Raw genomic sequence first — 11,974 nt, forward strand, 5'->3', positions numbered from 1 at the left:
GCCGCCAGCCAGTATGCCCGGCACGGAGTGCACCGGGCATATGTTCGATCAAGCGTCGGACGGCTCGGGCATATTGGCCGCAATGAACCACGCGTCCTTGTCGATCTGACGCGAGACCTCGGTGAACAGATCCTCGGTGTCGTCGTCACCGATTTCACCGGCCTCTTCCAATGCACCCCGGATCTTCTCGCCCACATCTAGGAACCGTTCGCGCAGAGCCTCGAGATGGATCTGGATGTCCTTCTCCCCCAGCGGATACGGCGTCATCGTCGTTTTCTCGGCCACCACTTCGGCGGTCCCGTCGGCGAACCCGCCGAGGATGACCGCACGCTCGGCGATCAGGTCCGAGGATTCCCGCAAACGATCGGCCACGTCGTCCAGAAGCTCGTGGACGCCGATGAAACCAGGCCCGCGCAAGTTCCAGTGTGCTTGCTTGGTGGCGAGGGCAAGCGAGATCACGTCGCTCAGCCGGGCGTTCAGAAGGTCGATGATCTTCGAGCGGGTGTTGTCGTTGAGACCAGCAACGAATGCTTCAGGCATGTTTGCCTCCTACGATTTGAATTCGGTTGGGCGCGTAAAATGACGCGTCCTTCGTCTTGTTAAATCGAAGGCCGGGCTTCGGTTCCGTCCCATGACGGGTGGCTGTTATGCGATGACCTTTGGCGTCCCGGCGCAGGCCGCCTATATCGAGGGCCAATCCAACGAACGGAGCCCACACATGCTCGACCGCAGAACCTTCCTTGCCGCCGCTGGCGCATCGGCCCTGATTGCGGCTCCAGCCGCAGCCGCGCCGATCCCTCTGTCGCAGCTCTCCCAGTACCTGAACGGCCTGTCCGCTGCGCAGGCGCAGTTCACCCAGATCAACGGGGATGGAACGATCTCCACCGGCACGCTGTACATCAACCGCCCCGGCCGGATGCGCTTCGATTATGATCCGCCCGAGGAAACGCTGGTGATGGCGGGTGGCGGATCTGTCGCAATCTTCGACGGGAAATCGAACAGCGTGAACCCCGAAACCTACCCTCTGAGCCAGACGCCGCTGTCGATCATCCTCGACCGGAACGTGAACCTTGGGCGCGCGGGGATGGTCCAGGGCCACCGTCAGGACGGCAACAAGACGATCGTCACCGCTCAGGACCCCCAGCGCCCGCAATACGGCCAACTGGAACTGGTGTTCACCGGCGACCCGCTGACGTTGCGCCAGTGGGTGGTAATCGATGGGCAGGGGAATCGCACGACGACTGCCTTGGGCAGCCTGCAACGCGTCAGCAGCTTGCCCGCCAGCTATTTCTCGATCCCGACAGAGGTCCAGTCGCGCGGCGGGCAATAACGCTCAAAGTCTGCGGCAGCTGCGCAATTGGCCTTCGTAAAGTTGGGCGCGCGACTGAACCCTCTGGGACACCGTCAAAAGCCAAGGCTTCGCGTTGTAGCTGCCGCGGGAATACCCGGTCCGCCCCTCGTGATAGGCGAGGTACTGATTGCGGGCATCGGACTTGGAGATCCCAAGGCTTTTCGTGGTCTGGTCCATGTACCAGCCCATGAAATCGGTCGCATCGTCGATGTCGTCGCGCTTGGCGCGGCGACGATCCTGTTTATCCTTGTACTCTTCCCACGTCCCATCCAGCGCCTGACTGTAGCCGTAGGCCGAGCTTTGCCGCCCCATGGGAATGACCCCGAGGGTAAACCGAAGCGGTGTTCGGGCATTGCCGATGAACTTCGATTCCTGGTGGATGGTCGCCATTTGAACGGGAACGGGCACGCCCCAGCGGCGCTCGGTCCTGCGCATGGCACGCAGGTAATGCGGACGCTCGGACACGATATCGCATGCGTTCTCGAGATTGCGGGGCGCCGTGCTTTCGGTGCTGCCGCATGACGCGACAAACAGCAAAAGGACGAGCGCACGGATGTGTTTGCTCATGTAAAACCGCTCGATGCTTGTTGGTCTTTTTTAGACAATTATAGCACTGGTAGGCGCGCGCGCCTACCCCGTCAGATGGTCCAGCCCAAAACGAGCGGCAAATAGATGACGGAGGCCAGCGTCGAGACCACGACAAGGCTAGCGACCGCGTCGGAATCGGCGCCGTATTTCGCGGCTAGCAGATACGATGTCACAGCCACGGGTGTCGCGACCTGTATCACGAGGACGGCAAAAGCGACCGGCGGAAGATCGAACGTCCGCCCCACGACGACGGCGATACCGATACAAGCCCCGGCCTTGACGACCGACAGAAGCGTCGGACGGACGAAGCTTTGCGGGGCAAGGCGGGCGACGGCGACCCCCAGCGTGATGAGCATGAGGGGGATCGCCAATTGGCCGATGAGGGCCAAGGTGTTGGTCAGAAAGACCGGTGTTTCCCACCCCTGCCACAGGAACAGCGCGCCCAGAAGCGTGCCCGCGACCATCGGCTCGCGCAGGACCCGGGTCAGCGATCCACCGCCCGACACGATCCAGACGCCTGCGGTGAAGGAATAGACGGCCATGACGGCGAAGATCACGACCGCATAACCCAGCCCCTCGTCTCCGAACGCGAACAGGGCAAGCGGCAAGCCAAGGTTACCGGTGTTCCCGAAGATCAGCGGCGCAAGATAGGTCCGAATGTCCAGCCTCAGAAGCAGCGCCAAGGCAAGCATGGTGATCGTCACGCCCGCGTAGGCGACGGCAGCCGCCATGAACACGGCGGTCAGCGCGGTCGGGTCGATCTCTGTCCGCATGAGGGACGTGAAGATCAGGCAGGGCACCCCCAGCGTCATCGACATGCGGGTGACGAATTCCAGTTCGTACTCGAAACCCATCTTTACCCAGACGAAACCGATTGCGGCCAGGATGAAGACGGGTGCGACCACTTCGCCGACTGTAAGAACGAGGTTCACAGTGTGTTTCCGGCGATACCAAGGGATTTATTGGACATCCAGATTGGTGTTCTCCATCTTCATGGGCTAGGGGATACGCCATGTTGAAGACACGTGCACGCTACCATCTCGGGCAGATCGTCCGCCATCGCAAGCACCCCTTTCGGGGTGTCATTTTCGATGTCGATCCCACCTTCGCGAATACAGAGGAATGGTACGAATCCATTCCCGAGGAAGCGCGTCCTGCCCGGGATCAGCCATTCTATCACCTGTTGGCCGAGAACGACCAAAGCTACTACGTCGCCTACGTTTCCGAGCAGAACCTCGAAGCGGACTATTCGGGCGAACCCGTGGGGCATCCCGATCTGCCCGATTTCTTTGGTGAGATCGAGGACGGCACCTATCCCCTGCACTACCAGTTGAACTGACGCGGGCGCGCAGTCGGAAGACTATTCCGACTTGCGCTCGATCGGCAGGCCGCGGTCCCGCCAACCGGAAAACCCTTCGTCCATCTCGGCTACGTTCGCAACGCCCATGTCGATCAGGGCCTTCGCCGCCAAAGCGGATCGCATGGCCCCGGCGCAAAACAGGATCAGTCGCTTTTCGGTGGCGAATATGGGGCGGTGATACGGGCTTTCGGGATCGATCCAGAATTCCAGCATGCCGCGCGGGGCATGGACCGCGTCTGGAACGCGCCCCTCGCGGTCCAACTCGCGAATATCACGGATGTCGACGAGAATCGCGTCGCCCGAGTCGGCCATGGCCTTGGCTGCATCGGGGGGGAGAGTTTCAATCTGCGCTTTCGCTTGCGCCACGAGTTCGGAAACAGATGTGATCGCCATCCGATCCTCCTCAATACCCCAGGGCGCAGCCATCCTTGCGCGGGTCTGACCCGCCTTCCAGCACGCCATCCTCGCGCAGCAGGATCGTCTGCGCCCCGCCCAACGGCACCTCTGGCACCTGGACGGTATGACCCAGTTCGGCCAGCGTCTGCCGAACGTCCGAGCTGTATCCACGTTCCACATTCAGGACCGACCCGTCCGCGAAGCTGCGCGGGGCGTCTATGGCGGCTTGCGGTGTCATGCCGAAATCGACCAGATTACTGACAAAACGCGCATGCCCAGTGGGCTGATACGCACCGCCCATGACGCCGAACGGGGCAACTACCCGTCCTGCGTGCTTCAGAAGACCTGGGATGATCGTGTGCATGGGCCGCTTGCCGCCGGCCGCCTCGTTCGGATGACCGCGTTCCAGGGTGAAACCAGCGCCGCGGTTTTGAAACAGGATGCCGAATTTGTCCGACGCCAAGCCCGACCCGAACCCGTGGAAAATCGAATAGATCAGGGACACCGCCATGCGATCCTTGTCGACCACCGTGATGTAGATCGTGTCCTTGTGGACGGCCCCGCTGGCCGCGCGTGCGTCGGGCAGGACGCGGTTCGGTTCGATCAGTTTGGCCAGCGCTTCGGCCGTTTCAGGCGACAGCATGTGGCCCATCCGGGTGACGTAATCGGCATCCGCCATGAACCGGTTGCGCGCGTCATAGGCCAGTTTCGCGGCCTCGGCCTCGATATGCGCGCGCTCGGCGCCGCGGGGATCCATTCCGGCGATGTCAAAATGGGCCAGAATGTTCGCCAACAGGATCGCAGTCGCGCCTTGCCCGTTGGGTGGATGCTCGACCAGGTCGTATCCGCCATACTGTCCCGAGACCGGGGTGGTATACTCCGCCTTGCAGGCGGCAAAGTCGTCCAGCGTATGCGTGCCGCCAAGGGCGCGCAGGCTGTCGACCATATCCTCGGCAATCTCACCCTCGTAGAAGGCGTCGCGGCCGTCCATCGCGATCCGGCGCAGGACATCAGCCTGCGCAGGCGCGCGGAAGACGGTGCCAGGTGTTGGGATTGCGCCATCGACAAGATAGTGCCTGCGCGCTGCCCCGGTCAGCGTCCCGGCATCGAGCGCCCAGTCGAAGGCCACCCGGTCGCCTACGGGAATTCCGGCTTCAGCATAGTGAATCGCGGGGGCAAGGGACATGGCCAAGCCCGCGCTGCCGAAGTCCTCGGACAGCCGGCAGAACCCGTCGATGGCCCCCGGTACGGTGACTGCGGCTGCGTCGCTCAGAGGCATTGCCGACAATCCGCGGTCCCGAAGCGCCTCGGCGTCCAGCGCGCGCGGTGCACGGCCCGATCCGTTCAGCGCGGTAACCGTCCCATCGGGGCTGGCGATCAGGGCAAAGCAGTCGCCACCGATGCCCGTCATCTGCGGCTCGGCGATCCCCAGAAGAACAGCGCCGGCGATCGCGGCATCAACCGCGTTGCCGCCGGCTTCCAATGTTTGGATCGCGACCTTGGCGGCCAGCGGGTGGGACGTCGCACACATCCCGTTCTCGGCATAGACCGGAGACCGGCCTGGCAGGTGAAGGTCTCGCATCTGTTGTCCCTTGTTTTCGCGCGACGCTATGGGCTTGTCCGCGAAAAGGGAAGGGTAGGATCAGCTTGATGTCATGGATCGGTCAAGCGCCATTTCGATCACAAGGTGGTTGCGGTCATTCACCCGCTGATACTGGACGGACTGGCTGAGCGACTGGATGACGAACCAACCGAATCCCCCCTCGGGCATATCGTCCTCGGGCAGGGTGCATGCGGGCAGTGTCGCGTTGGGCATCGGCGCACCGTCGTCGATGATGACGCACACCAACGAATTGTCGCGATGGGCGATCTGAAGTTCGACCATCCCGCGGGTGTCATCCTTGTAGGCGTGTTCGGCGATATTGTTCAGTGCCTCGGCAAGGACGAGTTCTACGTTGACGCTGTCGCAGGGCGAAAGGCCGTACCCTTCAAGCGCCTGCATGGTTGTCGCCAGCGCCTCGCGGACCGCAAAGGTCCGGTTGGGGTAAAGGACCCGCAGTTCGAAGTGTTTGCCGGGGGTTTTGGATGACATTCGCTGGCGAATCCGCAAATGCTGCTCAGCTCGCATGGAAAGGCTCTGCCGGGCCTTTCGGCGCTGTTTCATGGATCGTGAAAAGGGCGTCCATCTTCGTCAGTTTGAAGACTTTCGCGACCGCCGGGTTCAGCGCCGCAAGTTCCAGCCTGTGGTCGGGGGAAAGCAGCTTCATCGCCCCGATGACCGCCCCCAGGCCCGACGAGTCTAAGAATGTGACGCGTTCCAGGTCCAGGATGACGCGGTCAGGCGCGTCCCCGGCGATGCCCCGGATCGCGTCCTTGAATTGCACCGCGACCGCCGCGTCGAGCCGAGGTTCGAGCGCACGAACGATCAGCGCCTCCTGCATCGGTTCCGTTTCTAGTTTCATGCCATTCTCCGGAATATGTCCCGCATGGCCAATCATGCGTAGATCATGCTAACGGCAGCTTAACTGAATACGGATTTCTGGAAGAAGCAGTGGATTATATTGATCTGGCGCGCCGCATCGCAAGCCTGACAGAGGGCGAGACCGATCCGGTCGCGCTCATGGCGACCGTTGCGTGCGAGGTGCATCATTCGGACGACCGCTTCGACTGGACGGGCTTCTACCGCGTCGTTGCCCCTGAGCTTTTGAAGATCGGCCCCTATCAGGGCGGCCACGGATGCCTGACCATCACATTCGATCGGGGCGTTTGCGGGGCCGCCGCCCGTACGAGACAGGTTCAGCTTGTCCCGGATGTCGAGGCTTTCCCCGGTCACATCGCGTGCGCCTCTTCCACGAAAAGCGAGCTGGTCCTGCCGGTCTTCGACGCTGATGGGCAAGTGATCGCCGTCTTCGACATCGACAGCAACCGGATCGACGCCTTCACCCATGCCGATTCGGAGGCTTTGCAGGGTATTCTCGATGCCACCTTTGCCCGCGCCTGAGTACGACCCGCCCACCGATCCCCTGAACGTTCTGCATGTCGATGATGATCTTCTGGCAGTGGTCAAACCTGACGGGCTTCTGTCCGTCCCCGGTCGGGGGCCCGCGCTGGCAGACTGCCTGATCGCGCGCCTGCAGGCCGAGTATTCCGGCGTATTGCTCGTCCATCGTCTGGACCGCGACACATCGGGCGTGATGATCTTCGCACGAAATCCGAACGCGCAACGGCATCTGGGACTGCAGTTCGAAAATCGCCAGACCCGCAAGCTGTATGTCGCGCGGGTGGCGGGCGTCATTCCCGAGGATCAGGGGCGGATCGACCTTCCGCTTCGCGTCGATTGGGAAAACCGTCCCCGGCAGCGCGTCGATCACGAGGAGGGGCGCGCAGCACAGACCGACTGGTCCGTTGTCACGCGTGGTGTCGCCGAAACGCGCGTGGCGCTGACCCCGCTGACCGGCCGGTCCCACCAGCTTCGGGTCCACATGCTGACCCTGGGCCACCCGATACTGGGCGACACCCTTTATGCCGAAGGCGCGGCGCGGGATCATTCCCGCATGATGCTGCATGCCGAACGCCTCGAGGTACGTCACCCCACAGGCGGGCGATGGATGACCTTCGAGGACGCCGCGCCGTTCTAGTCAGACCAGAAAATCATGCAGGGCGTCGATCTCGGACTGCTGGATTTCGTGACCGCCCGGATGCCAAGCCAGGATGCAATCCGCCTTTTGGGCGGTGAACCATTCCGCCAGCGACTGCGTGAACGGGGCGGGGCAGATCGGGTCCTTCTGGCCCGCGGTGATCAGCACGCGTGTCATCGCGATGTCGGGTTGCGGTTCGGGGCGCCACGGGATCAGGGGGTGCATCAGGACCATGGTGTCGAAGAGGTCGGGATGCGCCATCGCTGTGGCGGCCAAGATGTTGGCCCCGTTGGAATACCCCAGCCCGGTTACGTGAACCGCGCCGGTCCGCTCGACCTCGCCGCGAACGAATTCGGCCATGGCGGCGACGCGGACCGCCAGATCCTCCATATCATAGACGCCTTCTCCGGTCCGTCGAAAGAAGCGTGCGGCGCCGTTCTCGTCCACGTCCCCTTGCGGGGAGACTATATGCGTCTCCGGCAGGAAAGTCCGCGCAACGCCGTGCAATTGCGATGCATCGGCGCCGGTTCCGTGAAACGTCAGTGCAAGCTTCGGCGCGGTGCCCGCGTCGCGGAGTGCCTCATAGCTCATGGTTGTCCCCCTCTGTTCAAATCCGCGACCTAGTGCCTCAATCGAGGGGAACGAGATGTCGTTCAAGTTGAGGCCGCAGGTGTTCATGCTGACGTGGCAGCTTCAAGGCCTGTCCAAGGGATGCGGGGTCCTCGTCACGGTCGAAGCCGGGCTCGTTCGTGGCCACCTCGAACAGGATGCCGCCGGGGGTGCGGAAGTAGATCGCCCAGAAATAGTCGCGGTCGATCACCGGGGTCACCTGAAAGCCCTGTTCAGCCAAGGCTGTGCGCACGGCCTGCTGCGCGGCCCGGTCGTCGACGGAAAAGGCGATGTGGTGGACGGAGCCGGCACTTTGCCGCGCCGCAGGGGCGTTGGGGTGTTCGATCAGGTCGACCACATTCGCCACCCCGCCAGGGCGGGTCATCCGGATCGTATCGCCGGCGCGCGCCGTTTCCTCATAGCCCATGAAGCGTAGAAGTTCGGCGGTCGGGGCGGCGTCGTTCACAAGCGGGGCGACCGAGTGAAACCCTCGGATCGCATGATCGGTGCTGACCGTTCCGGTGAAGGGCGTGCGGGGATCGTCATCCTCGACCAGCGCGAACAAGTCGCCATCGGGGGCGGCCACGTGCACGACCGGCGTGCCGAACGCGTCGACCTCGACCTTGGTGCCCAGCCTGTCGGCCCAAAAGGCCGCCGCGCCTTGGGGGATCGCAAGACGCACCTCGTGCACCTCGCCCGCGCCGCGCGTTCCCTTGCCCGCGCCGGGGAACGGAAAGTAGGTCATCGCAGTGCCCGGCCGCCCCAGATCGTCCCCGTAATACAGGTGATAGACATCGGGTGCGTCGAAATTCACGGTCTTCTTCACCCGCCGCAATCCCAGGTCGTGCGTCCAGAAACGGTCGATCGCCACCGGGTCGGCGCCGATGGTCGTGACGTGGTGCAATCCGTTGATCTGATCCAGCATGGCAGCCTCCTTTGTTCAGGTCTCAGATAGGCCGCCTGAACTGCGCACGAAATGCCGCTGTCGGCAGGGACTTGGTGCGTGACCGCGCAGAATGAAGTTTACTTTCACAACACTATGCCGAACGCCCGGTCCAACCCATGACCGCAAGGCAAAACAGCCGTCTTTATCCTGCCGCTGCCCCTGTCTGAGCGACAGGCCGTGGCTATCTGAGAAACAGATCATTCGAGAAGGAGGTGCCAAATGGCCCTGCGTATCAACGACACTGCCCCCGATTTTACCGCCAACACGACCGAGGGCGAGATCAATTTCCACGATTGGATCGGCGATGGCTATGCCGTCCTGTTCAGCCATCCCAAGAACTTCACCCCGGTCTGCACGACCGAGCTTGGCACGATGGCCGGTCTGGCGCCCGAGTTCGAAAAGCGTGGCGCCAAGATCATCGGCATTTCCGTCGATCCGATCGAGGACCACAACAAGTGGAAGTCCGACATCGCCTCCTACACGGGCAACAGCGTTAGCTATCCGCTGATCGCCGACCCCCAGATGAAGATCGCCAAGGCCTACGACATGCTTCCCGCCGAGGCCGATGGCGAACCCGGTAGCCGCACCCCGGCCGACAACGCCACCGTCCGCACCGTGTTCATCATCGGGCCGGACAAGAAGGTGAAGCTGTCGATGACCTACCCGATGACCACGGGCCGGAACTTCGACGAGATCCTGCGCGCCCTCGATTCCATCCAGTTGAATGCCGAGCACAAGGTCGCGACGCCCGCCAACTGGCAGAAGGGTGGCGAAGTTATCCTGACCCCTGCCATCTCGGACGACGAAGCGCGCGAAAAGTTCGGCGGGTTCGAGCAAAAGCTGCCCTACATCCGCACGGCCAAGATGCCCGGCTGATCCGACAACGACGCCTCGATTTTGCACGCCGTCCCCTGTCCGGGGGTCGGCGTGTCGCGTAAGGGCCATGGATGGACACCACGAACAAGGGATTGGCGCTGGCCCTCTTCGGCGCCCTGGTCATCGTGCCCGATACGCTGTTCATGCGGATTTCGGGTCTGGGGGCGACGCAGATGGTCGCGTGGCGCGGTCTGCTACAGGCCGCCGTCCTGCTGACATTGTGGATCGTCCTCTCTCGCCGCCACCGTGCCGATGTGGCCGCCCTTGCAACCGGGACCGGGGTTCTGGCGGCGCTACTGCAAGCGTCGAACGCCGCGCTGTTCGCCACCGGGATCGCCATCGCGCCGGTGGCCGTGGTTCTGTTCGCCGTGGCGATGGTCCCCTTGGTCGCAGCCCTGTTCGGGGTGATCTTCCTCGGAGACCGGATCGAAAAAGCGACTCTGATCGCCGCCTTCGTCGTGCTGCTGGGCATCGGCCTGTCGGTCTCGGCCGAGTTCACCACCGAAGGCTCGGCGCTTCTGGGGGCGCTCTGCGGTCTGGCTGTGGCGGTGTCCCTGTCGGGCAGCTTCACGCTGTTTCGTGCCCGGCCCGACCTGTCGATCTTCCTGACCGTTGGCCTCGGGGCCAGCCTTTCGGGCGTTGTGGCCTTCCTGTTGACCGACTCGATGACGCAGACCCAAGGCTGGCTACCGGCGATCTGGGTCACGGGGGCCGTGATCCTGCCGATCTCGTTCACCACGATGAACCTGGCCTCACGCTATACGGTCGCGGCGAATGTCAGCCTGGTCCTGCTTCTGGAAACGGTGCTGGGCCCCATTGTCGTCTGGATCGGCGTGGGCGAGGCGGTGGGCCCCCGCGGACTGATCGGCGGCGCCATCGTGGTCGTCACCCTGGCCGTCTACCTATGGGACCAACGGCGGCGGGCATTGTCACGGGTCACCCGCCGTCCGATCCGAGGTAGCGCCTTATAAGCTCCTCATACCGGGGCGAGTTGATATATGACAGCAGGGCGCGGTTCAGCGGTTCGCGCAGGTCCGAGCCTTCGGGCAAAGCGATCCCGTACTGCTCGCGCCCGATGTCCTGATCCAGTACGCGAACCTGCCCGTCGAACTGGTCCCGCGCGACGTAGGACAGGACCGGGCGGTCATGAACGAAGGCGTCCAGCCGCGCCTCGAGCAGCGCCTCGTATCCCTCGGCCACGGACTCGAACCCGCGGGCATCGATCCGGCGGCGGGCAAGCTCCTCGGCGCCGGTCGAGCTTTCCACGACGCCAACGCGCACGCTGTCCAGATCGGACGCCCCCTCTATCCCGCTGCCAAGCTGTCCGACGGTCAGGGATGCGGCGATGGCAGCGGTGAAGCTGGCCACGATGATCATTGCGGTGAACATCCAGATCAGCCCGACAATCCGACCGCCGATCGTCCGCGGGCTCTTGTCGCCATAGCCCACGGTGGTCATCGTCACGGCGGCCCACCAGAACCCGTCGCCCAGACCCTTCACGGGCTTTCGGCTGAACTCTTCCTCGTTGCCCTTGCGTTCGAAGAACCAGATCGCGACGCCGGCTGTCAGCAGAACCGCCGAAAGGCCCGCCAAGACCACCATGAACTGCCACGAGAAGAAATTGCGCGCGACCTGCAACCATCCCCCGGTCGAGATCGGATTGATCGCAATGCCAAGGCCCGTGCTGTAATAGGGATAAGTGAAATCCACCCGGAACTCACGATCCGCGGTGATCGACAGGGCGGCGACGGAAGCGGCATATTGCCCTTCTGCCGTCCCTTCGATCATGTCCGCCAGGGTCGTCTCGCGCAGATCATAGGCCAGGTCCAGCTCGTCGGCCAGTGCCTCCCACATCTCGATGGCGATGCCGGTCCATTCGCCGTCTGGCCCGCGCAACGCGAAGGGCGGCGCCTCGCGGGTGGCCACGATCAGGCTCGCGCCGGCCGCACTCTCGACGGCCTCGGCCAACTGGGGTTGAGTGTCCGACGGGGTCTCGTCCTGCGCCGAAACCGGCACGGTCAGAAGAAACAGAAGGGCGGCGGCACGGGCGAACAGCTTTATCATTCGCCCCGACCTAGGGCGCCCCGCGTCCCTTGCTAGAGGATCATCAGCCGGATCAAATAGGCGATCACCCCCAGGACCGCGACGCTAGCGGTCCATAGCGCTGCGAACCACGCGATCCGTTTCCACCACATGGCAGGCTTCTTTCC

The 11,974-nt window shown here is 63.3% G+C and carries 17 protein-coding genes; 6 read left to right on the forward strand and 11 right to left on the reverse strand.

From position 1 onward, the window contains the following. Positions 1-48 precede the first annotated feature (48 nt). A complete protein-coding gene (gene dps, locus PAA8504_RS05660) occupies positions 49-540 on the reverse strand; it encodes a DNA starvation/stationary phase protection protein Dps (protein ID WP_108893184.1) in 492 nt (163 codons plus the stop codon). A 178-nt stretch (positions 541-718) separates the two neighbouring features. Between dps and PAA8504_RS05665 the strand changes: the two genes are divergently transcribed. Beyond that, positions 719-1,330 carry a LolA family protein gene (locus PAA8504_RS05665; RefSeq protein WP_108893515.1) on the forward strand — a complete coding sequence of 204 codons (612 nt, stop codon included), beginning with the start codon at positions 719-721 and terminating at the stop codon, positions 1,328-1,330. A gap of 3 nt (positions 1,331-1,333) precedes the next feature. Here the strand turns inward: PAA8504_RS05665 and PAA8504_RS05670 are convergent, their stop codons facing one another. Then, positions 1,334-1,918 carry a transglycosylase SLT domain-containing protein gene (locus PAA8504_RS05670; protein ID WP_181375707.1) on the reverse strand — a complete coding sequence of 195 codons (585 nt, stop codon included), beginning with the start codon at positions 1,916-1,918 and terminating at the stop codon, positions 1,334-1,336. Between the two features lie 71 nt (positions 1,919-1,989). After that, positions 1,990-2,871: an AEC family transporter gene (locus PAA8504_RS05675; RefSeq protein ID WP_108893185.1), complete on the reverse strand. Its 882-nt coding sequence runs from the start codon at positions 2,869-2,871 to the stop codon at positions 1,990-1,992. 80 nt (positions 2,872-2,951) lie between these two features. Between PAA8504_RS05675 and hspQ the strand changes: the two genes are divergently transcribed. Further along, complete coding sequence (gene hspQ, locus PAA8504_RS05680) at positions 2,952-3,278, forward strand: heat shock protein HspQ (protein ID WP_108893186.1); 327 nt, start codon at positions 2,952-2,954, stop codon at positions 3,276-3,278. A 21-nt stretch (positions 3,279-3,299) separates the two neighbouring features. Here the strand turns inward: hspQ and PAA8504_RS05685 are convergent, their stop codons facing one another. From PAA8504_RS05685 to PAA8504_RS05700, 4 genes are read right to left on the reverse strand one after another with little or no spacing between them, the layout of a single operon-like run. Next, the gene (locus tag PAA8504_RS05685; RefSeq protein WP_108893187.1) at positions 3,300-3,692 is read right to left on the reverse strand and encodes a rhodanese-like domain-containing protein; all 393 of its coding nucleotides are present in this window, start codon (positions 3,690-3,692) and stop codon (positions 3,300-3,302) included. 10 nt (positions 3,693-3,702) lie between these two features. Beyond that, the gene (locus PAA8504_RS05690) at positions 3,703-5,277 is read right to left on the reverse strand and encodes a gamma-glutamyltransferase family protein (RefSeq protein ID WP_108893188.1); all 1,575 of its coding nucleotides are present in this window, start codon (positions 5,275-5,277) and stop codon (positions 3,703-3,705) included. Positions 5,278-5,337: 60 nt separating this feature from the next. Next, entirely contained in the window at positions 5,338-5,787 is a 450-nt protein-coding gene (locus PAA8504_RS05695) for an ATP-binding protein (RefSeq protein WP_181375708.1), read from the reverse strand. A 25-nt stretch (positions 5,788-5,812) separates the two neighbouring features. Beyond that, positions 5,813-6,157, reverse strand: coding sequence for an STAS domain-containing protein (locus PAA8504_RS05700; RefSeq protein ID WP_108893517.1), 345 nt, complete (start codon positions 6,155-6,157; stop codon positions 5,813-5,815). A gap of 89 nt (positions 6,158-6,246) precedes the next feature. Between PAA8504_RS05700 and msrC the strand changes: the two genes are divergently transcribed. Together msrC and PAA8504_RS05710 are read left to right on the forward strand one after the other, a co-directional pair. Continuing rightward, positions 6,247-6,696 (forward strand): free L-methionine (R)-S-oxide reductase MsrC, encoded by a 450-nt coding sequence (gene msrC, locus PAA8504_RS05705; RefSeq protein ID WP_245897530.1) that lies wholly within the window; start codon positions 6,247-6,249, stop codon positions 6,694-6,696. After that, entirely contained in the window at positions 6,674-7,333 is a 660-nt protein-coding gene (locus PAA8504_RS05710) for an RluA family pseudouridine synthase (RefSeq protein WP_108893191.1), read from the forward strand. The genes msrC and PAA8504_RS05710 overlap by 23 nt, the downstream gene beginning before the upstream one ends. On the opposite strand, the gene PAA8504_RS05715 is transcribed toward PAA8504_RS05710, so the two are convergent. Both PAA8504_RS05715 and PAA8504_RS05720 read right to left on the reverse strand, forming a co-directional pair. Then, on the reverse strand, positions 7,334-7,924 hold the full coding sequence (locus PAA8504_RS05715) for an alpha/beta hydrolase (protein ID WP_108893192.1): 591 nt from the start codon (positions 7,922-7,924) through the stop codon (positions 7,334-7,336). It abuts the gene before it with no gap. 37 nt (positions 7,925-7,961) lie between these two features. Continuing rightward, positions 7,962-8,867, reverse strand: coding sequence for a VOC family protein (locus PAA8504_RS05720; RefSeq protein ID WP_108893193.1), 906 nt, complete (start codon positions 8,865-8,867; stop codon positions 7,962-7,964). 240 nt (positions 8,868-9,107) lie between these two features. On the opposite strand from PAA8504_RS05720, the gene PAA8504_RS05725 reads away from it, so the two are divergent. Together PAA8504_RS05725 and PAA8504_RS05730 are read left to right on the forward strand one after the other, a co-directional pair. Next, positions 9,108-9,764 carry a peroxiredoxin gene (locus tag PAA8504_RS05725; RefSeq protein ID WP_108893194.1) on the forward strand — a complete coding sequence of 219 codons (657 nt, stop codon included), beginning with the start codon at positions 9,108-9,110 and terminating at the stop codon, positions 9,762-9,764. 71 nt (positions 9,765-9,835) lie between these two features. After that, the gene (locus tag PAA8504_RS05730) at positions 9,836-10,735 is read left to right on the forward strand and encodes a DMT family transporter (RefSeq protein ID WP_108893195.1); all 900 of its coding nucleotides are present in this window, start codon (positions 9,836-9,838) and stop codon (positions 10,733-10,735) included. Here PAA8504_RS05730 and PAA8504_RS05735 read toward each other — a convergent pair. Together PAA8504_RS05735 and PAA8504_RS05740 are read right to left on the reverse strand one after the other, a co-directional pair. Next, positions 10,701-11,828, reverse strand: coding sequence for a transporter substrate-binding domain-containing protein (locus PAA8504_RS05735; RefSeq protein ID WP_108893196.1), 1,128 nt, complete (start codon positions 11,826-11,828; stop codon positions 10,701-10,703). The two genes, PAA8504_RS05730 and PAA8504_RS05735, sit on opposite strands and share 35 nt — an antisense overlap. Positions 11,829-11,860: 32 nt before the next feature. Next, positions 11,861-11,959, reverse strand: a complete 99-nt coding sequence (locus tag PAA8504_RS05740; RefSeq protein WP_108893197.1) for a DUF2474 family protein — start codon at positions 11,957-11,959, stop codon at positions 11,861-11,863. Positions 11,960-11,974: the final 15 nt, after the last annotated feature.

The organism is Palleronia abyssalis (assembly GCF_900302445.1).
In the GTDB taxonomy this organism is placed as follows: Bacteria; Pseudomonadota; Alphaproteobacteria; order Rhodobacterales; family Rhodobacteraceae; genus Palleronia; species Palleronia abyssalis.

Excerpts from the sequence above, each read along its gene's own strand:
- PAA8504_RS05690 (WP_108893188.1), bottom strand. The coding sequence starts at position 5,277 with ATGCGAGACCTTCACCTGCCAGGCCGGTCTCCGGTCTATGCCGAGAAC.
- PAA8504_RS05695 (WP_181375708.1), bottom strand. The coding sequence starts at position 5,787 with ATGTCATCCAAAACCCCCGGCAAACACTTCGAACTGCGGGTCCTTTAC.
- PAA8504_RS05700 (WP_108893517.1), bottom strand. The coding sequence starts at position 6,157 with ATGAAACTAGAAACGGAACCGATGCAGGAGGCGCTGATCGTTCGTGCG.
- PAA8504_RS05725 (WP_108893194.1), top strand. The coding sequence starts at position 9,108 with ATGGCCCTGCGTATCAACGACACTGCCCCCGATTTTACCGCCAACACG.
- PAA8504_RS05710 (WP_108893191.1), top strand. The coding sequence starts at position 6,674 with ATGCCACCTTTGCCCGCGCCTGAGTACGACCCGCCCACCGATCCCCTG.
- dps (WP_108893184.1), bottom strand. The coding sequence starts at position 540 with ATGCCTGAAGCATTCGTTGCTGGTCTCAACGACAACACCCGCTCGAAG.
- PAA8504_RS05720 (WP_108893193.1), bottom strand. The coding sequence starts at position 8,867 with ATGCTGGATCAGATCAACGGATTGCACCACGTCACGACCATCGGCGCC.
- PAA8504_RS05670 (WP_181375707.1), bottom strand. The coding sequence starts at position 1,918 with ATGAGCAAACACATCCGTGCGCTCGTCCTTTTGCTGTTTGTCGCGTCA.
- PAA8504_RS05665 (WP_108893515.1), top strand. The coding sequence starts at position 719 with ATGCTCGACCGCAGAACCTTCCTTGCCGCCGCTGGCGCATCGGCCCTG.
- PAA8504_RS05740 (WP_108893197.1), bottom strand. The coding sequence starts at position 11,959 with ATGTGGTGGAAACGGATCGCGTGGTTCGCAGCGCTATGGACCGCTAGC.
- PAA8504_RS05715 (WP_108893192.1), bottom strand. The coding sequence starts at position 7,924 with ATGAGCTATGAGGCACTCCGCGACGCGGGCACCGCGCCGAAGCTTGCA.
- PAA8504_RS05735 (WP_108893196.1), bottom strand. The coding sequence starts at position 11,828 with ATGATAAAGCTGTTCGCCCGTGCCGCCGCCCTTCTGTTTCTTCTGACC.
- PAA8504_RS05685 (WP_108893187.1), bottom strand. The coding sequence starts at position 3,692 with ATGGCGATCACATCTGTTTCCGAACTCGTGGCGCAAGCGAAAGCGCAG.
- hspQ (WP_108893186.1), top strand. The coding sequence starts at position 2,952 with ATGTTGAAGACACGTGCACGCTACCATCTCGGGCAGATCGTCCGCCAT.
- PAA8504_RS05730 (WP_108893195.1), top strand. The coding sequence starts at position 9,836 with ATGGACACCACGAACAAGGGATTGGCGCTGGCCCTCTTCGGCGCCCTG.